The 17228-nt window shown below is 71.7% G+C and carries 14 protein-coding genes; 8 read left to right on the top strand and 6 right to left on the bottom strand.

Annotated features, from left to right (window positions below; genetic code table 11):
* Positions 1–3 precede the first annotated feature (3 nt).
* The gene (gene rpmF / locus ABZX79_RS00830) at positions 4–174 is read right to left on the bottom strand and encodes a 50S ribosomal protein L32 (RefSeq protein ID WP_028814853.1); all 171 of its coding nucleotides are present in this window, start codon (positions 172–174) and stop codon (positions 4–6) included.
* A 161-nt stretch (positions 175–335) separates the two neighbouring features.
* On the opposite strand from rpmF, the gene ABZX79_RS00825 reads away from it, so the two are divergent.
* Positions 336–1310, top strand: coding sequence for a slipin family protein (locus ABZX79_RS00825; RefSeq protein ID WP_355250047.1), 975 nt, complete (start codon positions 336–338; stop codon positions 1308–1310).
* 394 nt (positions 1311–1704) lie between these two features.
* Here the strand turns inward: ABZX79_RS00825 and ABZX79_RS00820 are convergent, their stop codons facing one another.
* The 3 genes from ABZX79_RS00820 to tdh all read right to left on the bottom strand — a co-directional run bounded on the left by ABZX79_RS00820 (position 1705) and on the right by tdh (position 5133).
* Positions 1705–2619, bottom strand: a complete 915-nt coding sequence (locus ABZX79_RS00820; protein WP_355249681.1) for a LysR family transcriptional regulator — start codon at positions 2617–2619, stop codon at positions 1705–1707.
* Entirely contained in the window at positions 2616–3797 is a 1182-nt protein-coding gene (locus tag ABZX79_RS00815) for a glycine C-acetyltransferase (RefSeq protein ID WP_355249680.1), read from the bottom strand. The genes ABZX79_RS00820 and ABZX79_RS00815 overlap by 4 nt, the downstream gene beginning before the upstream one ends.
* A gap of 307 nt (positions 3798–4104) precedes the next feature.
* Entirely contained in the window at positions 4105–5133 is a 1029-nt protein-coding gene (gene tdh / locus ABZX79_RS00810; protein ID WP_355249679.1) for an L-threonine 3-dehydrogenase, read from the bottom strand.
* 144 nt (positions 5134–5277) lie between these two features.
* Between tdh and ABZX79_RS00805 the strand changes: the two genes are divergently transcribed.
* Positions 5278–6303: an enoyl-CoA hydratase/isomerase family protein gene (locus ABZX79_RS00805; RefSeq protein WP_355249678.1), complete on the top strand. Its 1026-nt coding sequence runs from the start codon at positions 5278–5280 to the stop codon at positions 6301–6303.
* Between the two features lie 36 nt (positions 6304–6339).
* Positions 6340–6969 carry an alpha-ketoglutarate-dependent dioxygenase AlkB gene (locus tag ABZX79_RS00800; protein WP_355249677.1) on the top strand — a complete coding sequence of 210 codons (630 nt, stop codon included), beginning with the start codon at positions 6340–6342 and terminating at the stop codon, positions 6967–6969.
* Positions 6970–7209: 240 nt separating this feature from the next.
* Here the strand turns inward: ABZX79_RS00800 and ABZX79_RS00795 are convergent, their stop codons facing one another.
* A complete protein-coding gene (locus ABZX79_RS00795; RefSeq protein WP_355249676.1) occupies positions 7210–8040 on the bottom strand; it encodes an SDR family oxidoreductase in 831 nt (276 codons plus the stop codon).
* Between the two features lie 194 nt (positions 8041–8234).
* Here ABZX79_RS00795 and ABZX79_RS00790 point away from each other — a divergent pair, with 194 nt between their 5' ends.
* The 3 genes from ABZX79_RS00790 (at position 8235) to ABZX79_RS00780 (ending at position 14013) form a co-directional block, all read left to right on the top strand.
* On the top strand, positions 8235–10676 hold the full coding sequence (locus tag ABZX79_RS00790) for a SpoIIE family protein phosphatase (protein WP_355249675.1): 2442 nt from the start codon (positions 8235–8237) through the stop codon (positions 10674–10676).
* A 117-nt stretch (positions 10677–10793) separates the two neighbouring features.
* Positions 10794–11516, top strand: a complete 723-nt coding sequence (locus ABZX79_RS00785) for a methyltransferase domain-containing protein (RefSeq protein ID WP_355249674.1) — start codon at positions 10794–10796, stop codon at positions 11514–11516.
* Between the two features lie 97 nt (positions 11517–11613).
* A complete protein-coding gene (locus ABZX79_RS00780) occupies positions 11614–14013 on the top strand; it encodes a SpoIIE family protein phosphatase (protein WP_355249673.1) in 2400 nt (799 codons plus the stop codon).
* A gap of 48 nt (positions 14014–14061) precedes the next feature.
* Here the strand turns inward: ABZX79_RS00780 and ABZX79_RS00775 are convergent, their stop codons facing one another.
* Positions 14062–14295, bottom strand: coding sequence for a hypothetical protein (locus ABZX79_RS00775; protein ID WP_355249672.1), 234 nt, complete (start codon positions 14293–14295; stop codon positions 14062–14064).
* Positions 14296–14550: 255 nt separating this feature from the next.
* Between ABZX79_RS00775 and rsgA the strand changes: the two genes are divergently transcribed.
* Together rsgA and ABZX79_RS00765 are read left to right on the top strand one after the other, a co-directional pair.
* Positions 14551–15669, top strand: coding sequence for a ribosome small subunit-dependent GTPase A (gene rsgA, locus ABZX79_RS00770; RefSeq protein WP_355249671.1), 1119 nt, complete (start codon positions 14551–14553; stop codon positions 15667–15669).
* A gap of 188 nt (positions 15670–15857) precedes the next feature.
* Positions 15858–17216: an AlkA N-terminal domain-containing protein gene (locus ABZX79_RS00765; protein WP_355250044.1), complete on the top strand. Its 1359-nt coding sequence runs from the start codon at positions 15858–15860 to the stop codon at positions 17214–17216.
* The last annotated feature ends 12 nt before the right edge of the window (positions 17217–17228 follow it).

Here is a 17228-nt window from a genome sequence, read left to right as displayed (position 1 = left end):
CGCTCAGCCCTCGGGGCGCAGGAGCCCGCGCTCGTAGGCCTTGGCGAGCCGCTGCGGCACGCGGTACACCGAGCCGTCGACGGTGACGGGGACGAGCTGCGGCGTGGTGGCCTTCCACTGGGCGCGGCGGTGACGGGTGTTGCTGCGGGACATCTTGCGCTTCGGTACGGCCATGGGGTCCTCCTGTGGTGAATGGACGCGCGGTCACGGGCACCGAACGCTACATGCAAATGGATCCCATATTCAATTGAGAGGCTGTTTGTCGGCTCTCGACCGGGATTGAAGCCGGGCGTATCGTGAAAAATAAGATGCGGCTCGGACCCATGGGGGTCGTCATGCTCGACGAGCTTTTGGCAGCCGGAGCGGCCACCGGGGCGGCCGCCGTGGTGTACGTGGCGGCAGCCGCCAGGGTGGTGCGGCAGTACGAACGGGGCGTGGTCTTCCGCCTCGGGCGGCTGCGGAAGGACATCCGGGGGCCCGGCTTCACCATGATCGTTCCCGTCGTGGACAAGCTCCGCAAAGTGAACATGCAGATCGTGACGATGCCGGTGCCGGCGCAGGACGGCATCACCCGGGACAACGTCACGGTCCGGGTGGACGCGGTGATCTATTTCAAGGTGATGGACGCCGCGGACGCGGTGGTGAGGGTGGAGGACTATCGGTTCGCGGTCTCGCAGATGGCGCAGACGTCGCTGCGGTCGATCATCGGTAAGAGCGATCTGGACGATCTGCTGTCGAACCGGGAGAAGCTCAACCAGGGGCTCGAGCTGATGCTCGACAGCCCCGCTGTCGGGTGGGGTGTGTCGATCGACCGGGTCGAGATCAAGGACGTGTCGCTGCCGGAGACGATGAAGCGGTCGATGGCCCGGCAGGCGGAGGCGGACCGCGAGCGGCGGGCGCGGGTCATCAACGCGGACGCGGAGCTTCAGGCGTCGAAGAAGCTGGCGGAGGCGGCGGGGGTCATGTCCGAACAGCCGGCGGCGCTTCAGCTGCGGCTGCTGCAGACGGTGGTGGCGGTCGCGGCGGAGAAGAACTCGACGCTGGTGCTGCCGTTTCCGGTGGAGCTGTTGCGGTTCCTGGAGCGGGCGGCGCAGCAGCAGGGGCCGGCGCCGGGTGAGCGGGCGGCGGGGGAGGGGGCGGATCGGCCCTCCTCGGCAGGGCCTGAGGCGCCGGTTGCGGCGCCGACTGCGGCCCCCTCTGTGGCCCCCTCTGCGGCCCAGCCGTCTGTCCAGGGGCGGCCGGAGCCCCAGGTGCCGGTCGCGGGCGAGGTGCCGCCGCTGGTCGAGCAACCGCCGGCGGTTGCCGGCTAGCCGGAGCGTGCCGTGCCGCGCCTGCGGCGCTTTTCCCCACCCCGCCCCTTCCCGCTGTGACACTTTGCGGCTGCCGCGCGGGGGGGGGCAAGCCCCAGCCCCCAGACCACAGAGACGCCCTCCGGGCGTGTCCTCAAACGCCGGACGGGCTGGAACGGGTGGGTGGGTGCTGTCGGGTGCGGGCAGGGCACCGGTCCGCCGACTTGCTTCTCGCCGCAGGCGGGAAAACAGCCCGTCCGGCGTTTGAGGACCGATGTCCGGGGCGGCCCCGGGTGCGGTCGCGCCTTGCCTGCCGTCGCGGGCAGGGGGCGGTTTCTCGCTGCGGGCGGGGAAAATCAGCCCCGTCCGGCGCTTGAGGACCGGGGTCTGGGGCGGAGCCCCGGGTTGGGGTATGTCAGTCGGTGGTCAGGCCTGATGCTGATGCGGCCAGTGCGTCCAGTACCGGTCTGATCAGGGGATGGTGCTCCGCCCCCCGGCGCACCGCGGCGAACACGCGGCGCGTCGCCGCCGGGCCCGTGACCGGGCGTACCACCGTGTCCTTGAGCTCCATCCCGCGCAGCGCCGAGCGCGGCACCAGCGCCACCCCCGCCCCCGCCCCGGCCAGCGCCACCACCGCGCGGAAGTCGTCCGAGGAGTGCACGAGCCGGGGCTGGAAGCCGGCCAGTTCGCAGGCCAGCAGCATCACGTCGTGGCAGGGGTTGCCGGGGTACGGGCCGATCCAGTCGCTGTCGGACAGGTCCGCGAGCGCGACCCGCGGCGCCTGGCCGAGCGGGTGCGAGGCGTGCAGTACGGCGTCGAACGGCTCGGCGTAGAGAGGCACGCGCGCGAGGCGCCGGTCGTCCTCGCGCGGCGCACCCCGGTACTCCACCGCCAGCGCGACATCCGCCTCCCCGTCCAGCACCAGCGGCAGGCTCTCGTCGCCCTCGGCGTCCCGTACCCGGACCCGGATGTCCGGGTGGTGGTCCGACAGGCGGCTGATCGCCGGGGCCAGTACCTCCGCGATGCCCGTCGCGAAAGCCACCACCCGTACCTCGCCGGCCGCCCCGCCCGCGTACGCCGCCAGCTCCGCCTCGGCCCGCTCCAGCTGCGCCAGCACCGCGTTGGCGTGGGCGAGCAGGATGTCACCCGCTGCCGTCAGGCGTACGCCCCGGCCGCTGCGGGTGAGGAGGATGTGGCCGGTCTCCTGCTCCAGTGCGGCGAGCTGCTGCGACACGGCGGAGGGCGTGAGGTACAGCGCAGCCGCCGCGGCGGTCACCGTCCGGTGGTCCGCCACGGCCCGCAGTATGCGCAGTCGTCTGGGGTCGATCACCCAGCCATTGTCGCCCGAGCGTCGATGAACGCCGCCACTGCTCGCTCGACGTCGGCGGTCGAGTGCGCGGCGGAGAGCTGGACCCGGATGCGGGCCGCGCCCATCGGGACGACCGGGTACGAGAAGCCGATCACGTACACGCCGCGTTCCAGGAGCAGCTCCGCCATGCGGCCGGCCTCCGCCGCGTCACCGATCATGACGGGCGCGATGGCGTGGTCGCCGGGGAGGATCTCGAAGCCGGCCTCGGTCATCTTCGTACGGAAGAGCTTGGTGTTGGCGGTGAGGCGCTCGCGGAGCTCGTCCGCGGACTCCAGGAGGTCGAGGACCTTGATCGACGCGGCGGCGATCACCGGGGCGAGGGAGTTGGAGAAGAGGTACGGGCGCGAACGCTGGCGCAGCAGCTCGACGATCTCGGCGCGCGCCGCGACGTAACCGCCGGACGCGCCGCCGAGTGCCTTGCCGAGGGTGCCGGTGATGATGTCGACGCGGTCCATCACGCCGTGGAGTTCCGGGGTGCCGCGGCCGCTCGGGCCAACGAAGCCGACGGCGTGCGAGTCGTCGACCATGACCATGGCGTCGTAGCGGTCGGCCAGGTCGCAGATCTCGGCGAGGGGCGCGACGTAACCGTCCATCGAGAAGACGCCGTCGGTGACGATGAGGCGGCGGCGGGCGTCCTGTGTGTCCTTGAGCTGCTGCTCGAGGTCGGCGAGGTCACGGTTGGCGTAGCGGTGGCGGCGGGCCTTGGAGAGGCGGATGCCGTCGATGATCGAGGCGTGGTTGAGGGCGTCGGAGATGACGGCGTCCTCGGGGCCGAGGAGGGTTTCGAACACGCCGCCGTTCGCGTCAAAGCATGAGGAGTAGAGGATCGTGTCCTCCTGGCCGAGGAAGGCGGAGAGGCGCTGCTCCAGCTGCTTGTGGATCTCCTGGGTGCCGCAGATGAAGCGGACGGAGGCCATGCCGTAGCCCCAGCGGTCGAGGGCGTCCTTGGCGGCGGCGACGACCTCCGGGTGGTCGGCGAGGCCGAGGTAGTTGTTGGCGCAGAAGTTGAGGACCTCGCCGGAGGGTACGGAGACCGAGGCGCTCTGGGGGGTGGCGATGACTCGCTCGGGCTTGTAGAGGCCGGCGCTGCGGATCTCTTCGAGGGTGGTGCGGAGGTCTTCGCGGACGGATGCGTACATGCGGTGGGCTCTCCTTGCGGTGGTGGGTGGCGGTGGTGGGTGGGCGGGCGGGTGCCGCTGCGCGGGGCTTTCCCCTACCCGCCCCTTCCCGAGCCGGGGCTCCGCCCCGGACCCCGCTCCTCAAACGCCGGAGGGGCTGAAGTTGCCCGGCGGCTCTCCCGAACCAGGGGCGCCGGCCCTTCGGGGCGCCGGGCGTTGACGCTTCAGCGCAGCTGAAGAATTCAGCCCGTCCGGCGCTTGAGGACCGGGGTCTGGGGCAGCGCCCCAGTTCGGGAAGGGGCGGGGTGGGGAAAGGCCCCGCCAGGGTTTACGTCGTCCAGTCGAGGATGATCTTGCCGCTGCGCGCCGTCGCCGCCTCGTCGAACGCCGCGTCGAAGTCCTGGTGGGCGTAGCGGCCCGTGATGACCGGGCTGAGGTCAAGACCGCCCTCCAGCAGCACCGTCATCGCGTACCACGTCTCGTACATCTCACGGCCGTAGATCCCCTTGACAGTGATCATCGACGTAACGATCTTCGACCAGTCCACCGCGAACTCCTCGGCCGGCAGGCCGAGCATGGCGATCCGCCCGCCGTGCGTCATGTTCGCGACCATGTCCCGCATCGCCTCCGGCCGGCCCGACATCTCCAGACCGATGTCGAAGCCCTCCTTGAGGCCCAGCTGCCGCTGCGCGTCCGCGATGTCCGACTGGGCGACGTTGAGCGCCAGCGTCGCACCGGCCTTCCGGGCGATCTCCAGACGCGACTCACTCACATCGGTGATCACGACATTGCGCGCACCGGCGTGCCGGGCGACGGCCGCCGCCATGATGCCGATCGGGCCCGCGCCCGTGATCAGTACGTCCTCGCCGACCAGCGGGAAGGAGAGCGCGGTGTGCACGGCGTTGCCGAACGGGTCGAAGATCGCGGCGATGTCCAGGTCCACCTTCGCGCGGTGCACCCACACGTTCGAGGCCGGCAACGCGACGTACTCCGCGAAGGCGCCGTTACGCCCGACGCCGAGCCCGATCGTGGAGCGGCACAGGTGCCGGCGGCCCGCGAGGCAGTTGCGGCACTTCCCGCAGACCAGATGGCCCTCGCCGCTGACCAGGTCGCCGACCGCGATGTCCGCGACGTCCGCGCCGACCGCCGCGACCTCGCCCACGAACTCGTGGCCGAGGACGAGCGGCGTGGAGACGGCCTGCTGGGCCCAGCCGTCCCAGGACCTGATGTGCAGGTCCGTGCCGCAGATGCCGGTGCGGAGCACCTTGATCAGCACATCACCGGGGCCCGTCTCCGGCTCCGGCACATCCATCAGCCACAGCCCGGGCTCGGCGTACTGCTTGACAAGTGCCTTCATTGCTGCGGCTCCAGGCGGGATGCGAGGCGATCAGTGGTGAACGGTGAACGCGTACCAATCTGTCGCCCCGGCGCCGCCCGGTCCATCGAGGATTTCTTAACCGGGCCAACAGCGGAGCTTCACGCGGGCTCTTACTCTGGCCCGATGACCGACGACGACGCCCCCGTACTCCTGCGCACCGAAGGGCGCGCCGCGTACCTCACGCTCAATCGCCCCCGGGCCATCAACGCCCTGAACCACCCGATGGTGAACCGGATCGCAGGAGCCCTCGCCGCCTGGGAGTGCGACCCGGCGGTCGCGACCGTCGTGATCACGGGGGCGGGGGAGCGCGGCCTGTGCGCGGGCGGGGACATCCGGTCGATCCACGAGGACGCCCGGACCGGCGGCGGCACCGCCTCGGCGGCGTTCTGGCGCGACGAGTACCGGCTCAACGCCCACATCGCCCGCTTCTCCAAGCCGTACGTCGCCGTCATGGACGGCATCGTGATGGGCGGCGGCGTCGGGGTCTCCGCCCACGGCAGCGTTCGTGTCGTCACCGAACGTTCCCGGGTGGCCATGCCCGAGACCGGCATCGGCTTCGTGCCGGACGTCGGCGGCACCTGGCTGTTGTCGCGGGCGCCGGGAGAGCTCGGCACACACCTCGCGCTCACCGGGGCGGCGGTCGGCGCGGGGGACGCGTTGCTGTGCGGGCTCGCGGATCACTTCGTACCGGCGGACCGGCTGCCCGCCCTCCTCGCGGATCTCGCGGCGGACGAGGCGCACCACGTGCTGTCGCGGTACGCACGCCCCGCACCCGAGGGGGAACTGGCCGCGCACCGAGCGTGGATCGACCACTGCTACGCGGCCGGCACGGTCGAGGAAATCGTCGACCGGCTCTTCGACTGCGGCGAACCGGCGGCGAAGGATGCCGCTGAAACGATCCTCGCCAAGTCACCCCTCGCGCTCAAGGTGACCCTGGCCGCGATGCGCCGGGCGGCGGAGCTCGGCACGCTGGAAGAGGTCCTGGAGCAGGAGTACCGCGTTTCGTGCGCGGCGCTCTCCTCGCCCGACCTGGTCGAGGGCATCAGGGCCCAGGTGATCGACAAGGACCGGGCGCCGCGCTGGTCCCCGGCCGCCCTCGCGGAGGTGACGGCCGACGACGTGGCGCGTTTCTTCGCGCCCCCCATTTAATTCGTACGTACGTTTGAGTCGCGGTAGAATCAGTCCATGGCCGTACACCTCCAGGGCTCGCTCTTCGACCAGGGGGACGAGATCGCACTCGGTCCGCTGGACGGGCTGCGCCGTACGGAACTCGGCCACGGCGCCTGGATCGACGTGCTCCCGCAGTGGGTCTCGGGAGCGGACGCGCTCTTCGACGTACTGGCGCGCGAGGTCGAATGGCGTGCGGAGGAGCGCGTCATGTACGAGCGCGTGGTGGAGGTGCCGCGGCTGCTGTCGTTCTTCGGTGCGGAGGACCCCCTGCCGCACCCGAGCCTCGAAGAGGCCCGTACCGCACTGAGCGCGCACTACGCCGCCGAACTCGGCGAGCCGTTCGCGACGGCAGGGCTGTGCCTCTACCGCGACGGGCGAGACAGTGTCGCCTGGCACGGCGACAGGACCGGCCGGGGCAGCAGTGAGGACACCATGGTCGCGATCGTCTCGCTGGGGGCGCCCCGGCAACTGGCACTGAGGCCACGCCACCGCGACTCGGCAACCGTGCACAAGCCACTTGGGCACGGCGACCTCATCGTCATGGGCGGCAGTTGTCAACGCACCTGGGAACACTCGATTCCCAAGACAACGCGCGCCGTCGGGCCGCGCATCAGCGTGCAGTTCCGCCCCCAGGGCGTCGGCTGAGCGCCGCTGAGCATCTTTTGCGGTGACCTTGCCCCGGATGGACAGGTGACCTCGCCCCGGACAGGCAAATAGGACCACGGAGCCGGGATCGAGACGACCTTGAGGCCGCGTTCCACCTTTGGGGCGGATGGTGAAGGGCGTCCTTGGTCAGGAGGTGCGAAGCGCCGGAGTTCGCTGCCCCTCCAGACCGGGCAGGTTCATGCCGGGCGTTGCTGGTTCTCGATCTCTGACGGCCGTTGTTCAGCCGCGCTCGCGCGCCTCGATGCGGAAGTCGAACGCGGCCGTCCCCGGGTCCAGCGCCGTCACCCCGCCGTCGACGGTGAGCGTCGCGCCGTTGACGTACGAAGCGGCGGGCGAGAGCAGCCAGGCGATCGCCTCGGCGACCTCACGTGGTTCACCGGGGCGCCGCCCGGGCAGCAACCGGGTCGCCTCCTCGTACGCCGCTTCGACGCCGCCGTCTTCCCCCTGGCCCTCCCCAAGCCCCGCTTCCTCCGCGAACCGCGCCATCCGCCGGTCCGCCATCTCGGTACGCACCCAGCTGGGGCACACCGTGTTGGCGCGCAGGCCGTGGCGCCCGTAGTCGACGGCGAGCGAACGGCAGAGCTGCAGCAGAGCCGCCTTGGACGTGGCGTACGCGGCGTTGCCGACGCCGTTGCGCAGCGCGGCCACCGAGGCGACCGCGACGACCGCGCCGCGTGCCTGAAGCAGGTGCGGGAGCGCGGCGCGCAGGAGGAGGAAGGGACCGTTGAGATTGGTACGCATGACGGCCTCCCAGTCCGCGACCGACAGATCGCCCACGCCTCCCGAGCGCCCGATCCCCGCGTTGAGTACGAGCCCGTCCAGCCGCCCGTAGGCGGTGATGGCCGCGTCCACGAGGTCACGTACGGCGTCCGGGTCGGCGGTGTCGGACGGGTGCGCCAGGGCTCCGGTCTCCTCGGCGACGAGCCGCAGCGGCTCCGGCCGGCGTCCGGAGACGACCACGTGATGCCCGGCTTCACGGAGCAGCCGGGCGGTGGCCGCGCCGATGCCCGTCCCCCCGCCGGTCACGATGACAACTCGCTGTTCCGCCATGGTCGTTCGGCCCTCCGTCGTCGTCGCTCACGGTCCGCATGATCATAAGCGGGCGGCCCGCTCTCGGGCGGGTCCGCGCCACTCCGGCACCCGATGGAGGCATTTCCCTCCGTACACCCCGTGCCGGCCCCCACCCGGCCGTACGGTGATGACGTCTTCGTCGGAGATCTTGCCGCTGGGAGGGAACACAAGCCATGGAAGGTGTGGTTCCACGGCAGCGCGCCGTGTCCGGCCGGATTCCGCTCGCCGTTGTCGTGGTGGGCGGCGACGGCCTCGTCTCGCACTGGAGCTCCGGCGCGCACCGGCTCTTCGGCCACCGCAGGCAGGACGCCGTGGGCGCCCTCGCCGCGGACCTGCTGCCGGTTTCCGGTGCTTTGACCGCGCCCTACGAGTACGACGACTTCGCCGACCACCTCACGGCCGGGCGCGCCAAGTGCCCCCGGCCGGGCGGTGGTTCGGATCCGGGTGCCGATTCCGGTTCGCTGGACGTGCTGTGGTGGGCGTATCCGCTGGCCGTACCGGGGCCGGAGCGGCTGCTGGTGCTGGCCGCCGACGCCTCCCGGCTGGGCGACGACGGGGACCCGCACGAGCGGGTCGCCCCCGGTTTCGCGCTGCACACCGAGTTTCCCGGGGCGGGCATGCTCGCTGAGCGGCTGCCCGACATCCTTCCCCACATGGGGCCGGCCACGGCGGGCCGGATCGTCTCGCAGGTGCTCGAACTGGGCTACCCGGTCCTGGAGATCAGCACGTACGAACGCGTCCCGGTCACACCCGACTGGGGCGTGCCGAAGCACCGCGAGCGCCGGACACGGACGGCCGCCGTGCGCGGCGGCGGCCCGGCGGGCCTCGAAAGACATCCCATTGATGTGGACCTGGACAAGGAGCTGGACAAGGACCTGGACAAGGACCTCGACCTTGAATACGCCGCCGTCCGGGAGCGGCTGGAGTTCCTCAACGAGGTGAGCGGGCGCATCGGCAGCTCGCTCGACCTGACCCGGACGATCCGCGAGGTCACCAGCGCCGCCGTACCCCGCTTCGCGGACTTCGCGGGCACCCACCTGCGGGTGCAGATCCTCGCCGGTGAGGGGTTCCCGGACGGCCCGCCGGACGTGAACACCGACTGGCGCCGGGTATGGGTGGAGCACAACGACGAGCCGGGCCGCTGGGACGACACCGTCCCCGTCGGGGAGGAGATGACCTTTCCCGAGAAGACCCCGTTCTTCCAGTGCATGGTGACGGGTGAACCGGTGCTCCTGCCCCGCATCGGGAACGACTTGAGCGAACGCATCTCCGCCCAGTTCGAGAAGCGGGACCTGCGCCCCCTGATCGGCGGCCGGTCGCTGCTGGTCGTACCGCTGACGGCGCGCAGGGTGGTGCTCGGGTTCATGGTGCTGATGCGCCGCCCGGGCCGTGAGCCGTTCACCGACATGGACCGCAGAACCGGCGCCGAGCTCGCCGCCCGGGCCGGACTCGTCCTGGACAACGCGCGCATGTACGCGTACCAGCAGCAGGTCGCCGAGACGCTGCAGGAAAGCATGCTCCCGCAGGTCGAACCCCGCATGGCCGGCTGCGACGTCGCCACCCGCTATCTGCCGGGCACCGCGCTGGGCCGGGTCGGCGGCGACTGGTTCGACACCATCCGGCTCCCCGGCTCCCGTACGGCCCTGGTCGTCGGGGACGTGATGGGGCACGGGCTGAACGCGGCGGCCATGATGGGCCAGCTGCGCACAGCGGTACACACCATGGCCGTACTGGACATCCCGCCGGCGCAGCTGCTGCGCAAGCTCGACGATCTGGCTCACCAGCTCGGCGACCACTATCTCGCCACCTGCCTGTACGCCGTCTACGACCCGGTCGCGGGCGAGCTGCTGATCTCCAGCGCCGGGCATCTGCCTCCCGTTCTCGTACGCGCCGAAAGCGGCCGCGGCGAGCTGATCGACGTGCCCGGCGGCGCGCTGATCGGCCTCGGGGGTGTGCCGTTCGCCACCGCCCGGGTGAGCGTGTCGCCGGGCGACCGGCTGGTGCTGTGCACGGACGGGCTGGTCGAGGTGCGCGGTGAGGACATCGGGACCGGCCTGGCGGCGCTGTGCGAATCGGCGGCGCACCCGGCCGCCTCCATGGACGAGGCGTGCGACACCATCATCGGGGCGCTGGCCGTGTCGATGGCCGGGGAGAGTGGCGGGCGCAAGGACGACATCGCGCTGCTGATGGCCCGGCTGAACGGCATGCCGCCCGAGGACATGACGACGTGGCAGCTGGACCCCACGGCGGCCGACGTACGGCGGGCCCGGCGGCTCGTCGACGGTCAACTGGCGCGTTGGGGGCTCCCGGAGCTGGCCGACACCACCCGGCTGCTGGTGAGCGAGGTCGTCACCAACGCGGTCCGGCACGCGGGCGGCCGCCCGGTGGGGCTGCGTCTGGTGCGCGCGGACACGTTGCTGTGCGAGGTGTCGGACGAGGAGCACACGCTGCCCGTGCTGCGGGAGGCGGGGCCGGAGGAGGAGTGCGGGCGCGGTCTGCGGCTGGTGAGCCGGCTCGCCGGCCGGTGGGGGGCGAGCCACATGGGGCGCGGCAAAGTGGTCTGGTTCGAGCAGCCACTGCCACCCGGAGCGCGCTCGGGCCCGCGCGGCGGATGACCGCCGCGCGGGGTGTCGGGGACGGCGGTATCGGGGTAAGGAACGGGCGCGAGGTCTGCTTGCCTGTCCACGCCGTCTGTCCGCCTGTCCGTCTGTACGCACCACCGGGGGCATCCGATGACTCTTACCGGCCGATACGTGCACGCATGGGAAAGCTACTGGGAGGACACCCCGGACACCCCCGGTGAAGCGATCTGGGACAGCGATCCGTCTCTGACGGCCGCACCCCACCTGGAGCTGTTCGCCCCGCACGTCGACGTGGCATTACCCGTGGTCGACGTCGGATGCGGGAACGGGACACAGACCCGTTATCTGGCACGCCACTTCTCGCGGGCGGTGGGCGTCGACCTCTCCCACGCGGCGGTGGCCCACGCGCGACGCGCGGACACCGCGAACGCGGTCGAGTTCAGGCAGCTCGACGCGGCCGACCCGGCGGCCGTCCGCGAGTTGCACAAGCGGCTCGGCGACAGCAACGTCTACCTGCGGGCCGTCATCCACCAGAGCGAGCCGCCGGACCGGCCACTGGTCGCGGCGGCGGTCGCGGAGCTGGTGGGGCAGCGGGGGCGTGCCTTCGTGGTGGAACTGACCGCCGAGGCGAAGACCGTACTGCGGGAGCTCATGGGGGAGCCGGGCGGACCGCCGCCGAAGCTCGCACGGGTCTTCGCACACGGGCTGAAACCGGCGGAGTCCGAGGACAGCGAAGTGCCGGAACTTCTGCGCGCGTCGGGGCTCACCGTCCTGGCGGACGGCCGTACCACCCTCGCCCAGACGGAGTTCCGGGCGGACGGCACCCGCATAGAGCTGCCCGCGCAGTGGCTGATCGTGGGGCGTACCGGCTGAGAACGCCCCGCGGCTGCCGGTGCGTGGGCGTACCGCGGTTGTGCCTGCCCTGGGCACGGCGGATTCTGTAGGTGATGAACCGGGCTGGTGTGGCGCCATGAGTGCGTGGAACGCGGCGCAGAGTGCCGACTTCCGTGGTCCCCTCGACGTCACCAGGGCGGCCACGGCGGTTGTCGACGCCCGGGACACGGTCATCGGATGGAGTCCCGCGGCCGAGGAGCTGCTCGGTTACCGGCCGCACGAGATCGTCGGACAGCCCCTGGGGATGATCCTGCCATCCCGCTCGGCCTCCGTTCCGACGCCGGCCGGCGGCCCGCCCCTCGTGACTCCGCTGCGGGGAAACGAGATCCGCGTCGCCCGGCACCGGGACGGGCACGAGCTGCTTCTCGCGACCGCGGTGTGTCCCTTGCCGGGCCCCGGCACGGCGGAGCGCGTCGTCGTCGCGACGGAACTGAAGGACCTCCGGGTGTGGGAGACCCGGCTGGCCCTGCTGCACGGGCTGGCCACGCAGTCACCCGTCGGCCTGGCCATCTACGACACCGACCTGCGTTTGACCTGGTGCAACACGGCGTACGAACGCGAAATCGGACGGCCGTTCGCGGAGTTCAGCGGCTTGCGGGCCGACGAGCTGTACGCCGAGGGCAGGTTCGTCACCCAGGGGTATCCACGCACGCTCGACGCGGTCATGCACCATGTGCTCGACACCGGCGAACCCATTCTCGACCTGCACTTCCTGGGCCGGCCCCCCAGCGACCCGGAAACGGACCACCTCTGGTCCTGCTCCTACTACCGGCTCCAGGACGCCGACGGGCACGTGTTCGGACTGTGCGAGGACGCTTTCGACATCTCCGACCGCTACAAGGCCCAGCAGCGGCTGGCCCTGCTCGTCGAGGCGGGCCGCGGAATCGGCACCGCGCTCGACGTCCTGGTCACCGCCGAGAAGATCACCGAGGTGGCGGTCCCGGAGTTCGCCGGCACGGTTACGGTCGACCTCGCGAAAGCGGTACTGGAAGGCGACGTGCCGGCCACCGGCGGCTCGGGGGAGATGGCGCTGGTACGGGTCGCCTGCCGCTCGGCAGCGGGGGAAGCCGAAGGGGGCAGTGCCGGCGGGCGGGGGGGACCCCCTGTGGCCTACCCGCCGGGTTCGCCGCAGCACCGCAGCCTCTCCTCCGGCGGGCTCGTGCTCGACGACACCACCCTGGTCGTGCCGTTGCGGGCCGGAAACAGCACCCTCGGCCTCGTCACCTTCGTCCGGGACACCGACAAGGCCACCTTCGACAACGGTGAAATCGCGCTGGCCGACGAGCTGGTCGCCCGTACGGCGGTGTCCATCGACAACGCCCGCCGCTTCACCCGCGAACGCACCGCGGCCCTCGCCCTGCAACGCCAGCTGCTGCCGCAGCACGTGCCGCGGCAGTCGGCGGTCGATCTGGCCCATCGCTACCTGCCCACGGACGACCTGTCAGGCGTCGGCGGCGACTGGTTCGACGTCATCCCCCTGTCCGGGACCCGCGTCGGACTCGTCGTCGGGGACGTGGTCGGCCACGGCCTGCAGGCGGCCGCCACCATGGGCCGGTTGCGCACGACCGTACGCGCGTTCGCCCAGATGGACCTGGCGCCCGACGAGCTGCTGACGCGGCTGGACGATCTGGTCGGGCAGTCGGCGGAGGAACAGTGGGGCGAGCTCGGCACGCTCGACGGCACCTTCGACGATGTGACCACCGGCGCTACGTGTCTCTACGCGGTCTACGACCCGGTCTCGCGACGGTGCGTCATGGCCCGGGCGGGGCACCTGCCGCCGGCGGTCGTGGACCCGGACGGCCGGCTGTCCTTCCCGGACCTGCCGGCCGGGCCGCCCCTGGGCCTCGGTGGCCTGCCGTTCGAGTCCATGGAGATCGAGCTGCCCGTGGGCAGTCTGCTGGCCCTCTTCACCGACGGCCTGGTCGAAGCCCGCGACCGGGACATCGACCACGGACTCGACACCCTGGGACGGGTACTCAGCGACCGGCAGGCGTCGCTGGAGGAACTGTGCGACCGGGCCGTGTCGGAACTCGTACCGGACGGTCAGACCGCCGACGACACGGCCCTGCTGCTCGTCCGCACCCGCGAACTGGGCGCCTCGCAGGTCGCCGAATGGGAGCTGCCCGCGGAACCGTCCGCCGTGAGCCATGCCCGGGGTCTGGCCACCGGGCAGCTTCGCGACTGGGGGCTGCGGGAACTGTCGTTCGCCACCGAGCTCGTCGTCAGCGAGCTGGTCACCAACGCGGTGAGGTACGCCGCCGGGCCGCTGCACCTGCGCCTCATCCGCGACCGTACGCTCCTGTGCGAGGTCGCGGACACCGGTCACACCTCACCGCACCTGCGCCACAGCGGGGAGGACGACGAGGGCGGACGCGGCCTGTTCATCGTCGCGCAACTCGTCCAGCGGTGGGGAACGCGCTACACCCGCTCCGGAAAGACCATTTGGACCGAACAGGCCTTCCCGCCGGCGGGATGAGCCCGAAGCGGGGCCGACCGCGCAGACGCAATCCGGCCCCACTGCCGGTTACGGACGAAACCGCTTCTCCGCCTCGGCCTGCTCGACCAGCCCCGGATGAAGTTCGCGGGCCTCGAGATCCGACATGTGCACCATGAACATCGACCACGGGACCGGGCACGGCGGGGCGTGTTCCGGATCCGGGCACAGCACCCTGGTGATGTGTTCCTTGATCTCAGCAGCCTGCTGCTGAGTGGCATAAATGCCCAGCCGCAATTCATGGACACCGGGTTCTTCAGGCATTGCCCACCTCCACCACATGCGCTTGGACTGTCACCGGAAATAATCGCTGGTGCCGTCTTCCGGGGCGGGGTTATGGTGCTGCTCGTTGGTTCGTTGAGGAAGCAGGAGGTGAGGACATTGATGACTGTCACGGTGACGGGCACTGCCCGCATTCAGGAGTTCATCATCGTTGCCACCCCCGTGGTCTCCGGCTGACACCCACACTTCTTCCGCGCGCCGAGCGCGCTGCCGGGGCCACCCTTCGAAGGGTTCCCCTTGTTCAACGCTTCCCTCAACACGTCTTCTTCTTCTGACACTCAGCACGCCCTCGCCCCCTACGGCTGGGACGAAGGCTGGGCTGCCGAATTCGCTCCGTACGCCGCGCAGGGGCTGCTGCCCGGCCGTGTCGTACGGGTCGACCGTGGCCGCTGCGACGTCCTCACCGCCGACGGCGTCGTCCACGGCGACACCACGTACGTGACTCCGCACGATCCACTGCGGGTCATCTGCACCGGCGACTGGGCTGCCATCGACCCCGTCGGCGACCCGCAGTTCGTACGGGCGTACCTGCCGCGCCGCACCGCGTTCGTACGCTCGACCTCCTCCACCCGGTCCGAGGGGCAGATCCTCGCGGCCAACGTCGACCACGCGATCATCGCCGTCTCGCTCGCCGTGGAACTGGACCTCGGGCGGATCGAACGGTTCCTGGCCCTCGCCTGGGAGTCGGGCGCCCAACCACTGGTCGTCCTCACCAAGTCCGACCTCGTGCCCGACGCGACCGGGCTCTCGTACCTCGTCGACGACGTGGAGACCACCGCGCCCGGCGTGCAGGTGCTGGCTGTCAGCTCCACGACGGGCGACGGCATCGACGTACTCACCGCGGTCGTAGCGGGCGGTACGAGCGTGCTGCTCGGGGTGTCCGGTGCGGGAAAGTCGACGCTGGCCAACGCGCTGCTCGGCGAGGACGTCATGGATGTGCAGGCCACCCGCGAAGTCGACGGCAAGGGCCGGCACACCACCACCACCCGCAATCTCCTCGCCCTGCCCGGCGGGGGAGTGCTCATCGATACGCCCGGACTGCGAGGGGTGGGGCTGTGGGACGCCGAGGCCGGCGTCGGGCAGGTCTTCTCCGAGATCGAGGAACTGGCGGCCCGGTGCCGGTTCTACGACTGCGCCCATGAGTCGGAGCCGGGCTGCGCCGTGCTCGCCGCGCTGGAGGAGGGATCGCTGCCGGAGCGCCGGCTGGAGAGCTACCGCAAGCTGCTGCGGGAGAACCGGCGCATCGTCGCCAAGACCGATGCGAGGCTGCGGGCGGAGATGGGGCGCGAGTGGCGGCTGAAGTCGGCGCAGGGCCGCGCCAACTTCGCCGCCAAGCGCGCCGGGGGGCGGCGCTAGGCCCTGGGGGGGTGTGCGGCTCCGCCGCGACGCGGGGCGCTGCCCCGCACCCCGCTCCTCAAGCGCCGGAGGGGCTGAGAGTTGCCGCTTGCGGCAACATCCAGCCCGCCCGGGGCCCCGCCACCCCGGACGCCGTGTCCGAATCCCGCCAGCCCGCCGCCCACCACTGCCGCACACTGGATGGCGTGATGGACGAAGAGAGCATGTACGAGGCGGTGACCAGCCGCGACGCGCGTTTCGACGGCGAGTTCTTCTTCGCCGTCGCGACCACCGGCATCTACTGCCGTCCGAGCTGCCCCGCCGTCACCCCCAAGCGCAAGAACGTGCGTTTCTACCCCACGGCTGCCGCCGCCCAAGGCAACGGCTTCAGGGCCTGCCGCCGCTGCCGCCCCGACGCCGTACCCGGATCCGCGGACTGGAACGCCCGCGCCGATGTCGTCGGCCGGGCGATGCGGATGATCGGCGACGGCATCGTCGACCGCGAAGGCGTGCCCGGGCTCGCGGGCCGGCTGGGCTACAGCACCCGGCAGGTGCAGCGGCAGCTGACCGGCGAGCTCGGCGCCGGCCCCGTCGCCCTCGCCCGCGCGCAGCGCGCCCACACCGCGCGCGTGCTGCTCCAGACCACCGGACTGCCCGTCACGGAGATCGCGTTCGCCTCCGGCTTCGCGAGCGTGCGGCAGTTCAACGACACGATCCGCCAGATCTACGCCCGCACCCCCAGCCTCCTGCGGACGGAGTCCGGAACCAGGACCGCGGGCGCGGGCACCGGCGCGGGGCCCGCCCTCGCCGCCGGGATTCCGCTGCGACTCGCCTATCGCGGGGCGTACGCCGCCCGGGAGATCTTCGACCTGCTGGCGAGCGAGGCCGTGCCGCGCGTCGAGGAGATGACCGGCGAGCCCGGCGCCCGCACCTACCGGCGCACCCTGCGCCTGCCGTGCGGAACGGGCATCGCCGCCGTGGACGAGGCCCCGCACACCGGCTGGCTCGACGCCCGCATCCACCTCACCGACCTGCGCGACCTCACCACCGCCGTCCAGCGGCTGCGCGGGCTCTTCGACCTGGACGCCGACCCGTACGCCGTCGACGAGCGGCTCGCGGCCGACCCGGCGCTGGCGCCGCTGGTGGCCGCCCGCCCCGGGCTGCGTTCGCCGGGCGCGGCTGATCCGGAGGAGTACGCGGTACGGGCGCTGGTGGGCCGGGAGGCCGCGGTGGGGCTCATCGAGGCGTACGGGAAGGTCCTGGACCAGCCGTGCGGCACGCTGACGCACGTCTTCCCCGAGCCGGGCGCCCTCACCGGGGCGGACGACCCCGCGCTGCGGTCGCTGGCGACCGCGCTCGCGGACGGCGTCGTACGCCTGGATCCCGGCGCGGACCGCGACGAGGCGGAGCGGGCGCTGCGCGCGCTGCCCGGGATCACCGCGAGGACCGCGGGACTGATCCGGATGCGGGCACTTGGGGACCCGGACGTGGCGCCGGACGGGGAGGCGGGCGCCGGCGACTGGCGGCCCTGGCGGTCGTACGCCGTGCGGCACCTCTGGACGGCGTAACGCGCGAACCGT

Origin of the sequence: Streptomyces sp. NPDC002994 (assembly GCF_040611155.1) — a bacterium.
GTDB lineage: Bacteria > Actinomycetota > Actinomycetes > Streptomycetales > Streptomycetaceae > Streptomyces.
Note: the sequence above shows the minus strand (reverse complement) of the source record. Positions and strands in the feature narration are given on the sequence as shown.

What these genes read in the sequence shown, in the direction of transcription:
- rpmF (WP_028814853.1), bottom strand. Translation starts at nt 174, where the DNA reads ATGGCCGTACCGAAGCGCAAGATGTCCCGCAGCAACACCCGTCACCGC.
- tdh (WP_355249679.1), bottom strand. Translation starts at nt 5,133, where the DNA reads ATGAAGGCACTTGTCAAGCAGTACGCCGAGCCCGGGCTGTGGCTGATG.
- ABZX79_RS00775 (WP_355249672.1), bottom strand. Translation starts at nt 14,295, where the DNA reads ATGCCTGAAGAACCCGGTGTCCATGAATTGCGGCTGGGCATTTATGCC.
- ABZX79_RS00780 (WP_355249673.1), top strand. Translation starts at nt 11,614, where the DNA reads ATGAGTGCGTGGAACGCGGCGCAGAGTGCCGACTTCCGTGGTCCCCTC.
- ABZX79_RS00805 (WP_355249678.1), top strand. Translation starts at nt 5,278, where the DNA reads ATGACCGACGACGACGCCCCCGTACTCCTGCGCACCGAAGGGCGCGCC.
- ABZX79_RS00785 (WP_355249674.1), top strand. Translation starts at nt 10,794, where the DNA reads ATGACTCTTACCGGCCGATACGTGCACGCATGGGAAAGCTACTGGGAG.
- ABZX79_RS00795 (WP_355249676.1), bottom strand. Translation starts at nt 8,040, where the DNA reads ATGGCGGAACAGCGAGTTGTCATCGTGACCGGCGGGGGGACGGGCATC.
- ABZX79_RS00765 (WP_355250044.1), top strand. Translation starts at nt 15,858, where the DNA reads ATGGACGAAGAGAGCATGTACGAGGCGGTGACCAGCCGCGACGCGCGT.
- ABZX79_RS00790 (WP_355249675.1), top strand. Translation starts at nt 8,235, where the DNA reads ATGGAAGGTGTGGTTCCACGGCAGCGCGCCGTGTCCGGCCGGATTCCG.
- ABZX79_RS00800 (WP_355249677.1), top strand. Translation starts at nt 6,340, where the DNA reads ATGGCCGTACACCTCCAGGGCTCGCTCTTCGACCAGGGGGACGAGATC.
- ABZX79_RS00815 (WP_355249680.1), bottom strand. Translation starts at nt 3,797, where the DNA reads ATGTACGCATCCGTCCGCGAAGACCTCCGCACCACCCTCGAAGAGATC.
- ABZX79_RS00825 (WP_355250047.1), top strand. Translation starts at nt 336, where the DNA reads ATGCTCGACGAGCTTTTGGCAGCCGGAGCGGCCACCGGGGCGGCCGCC.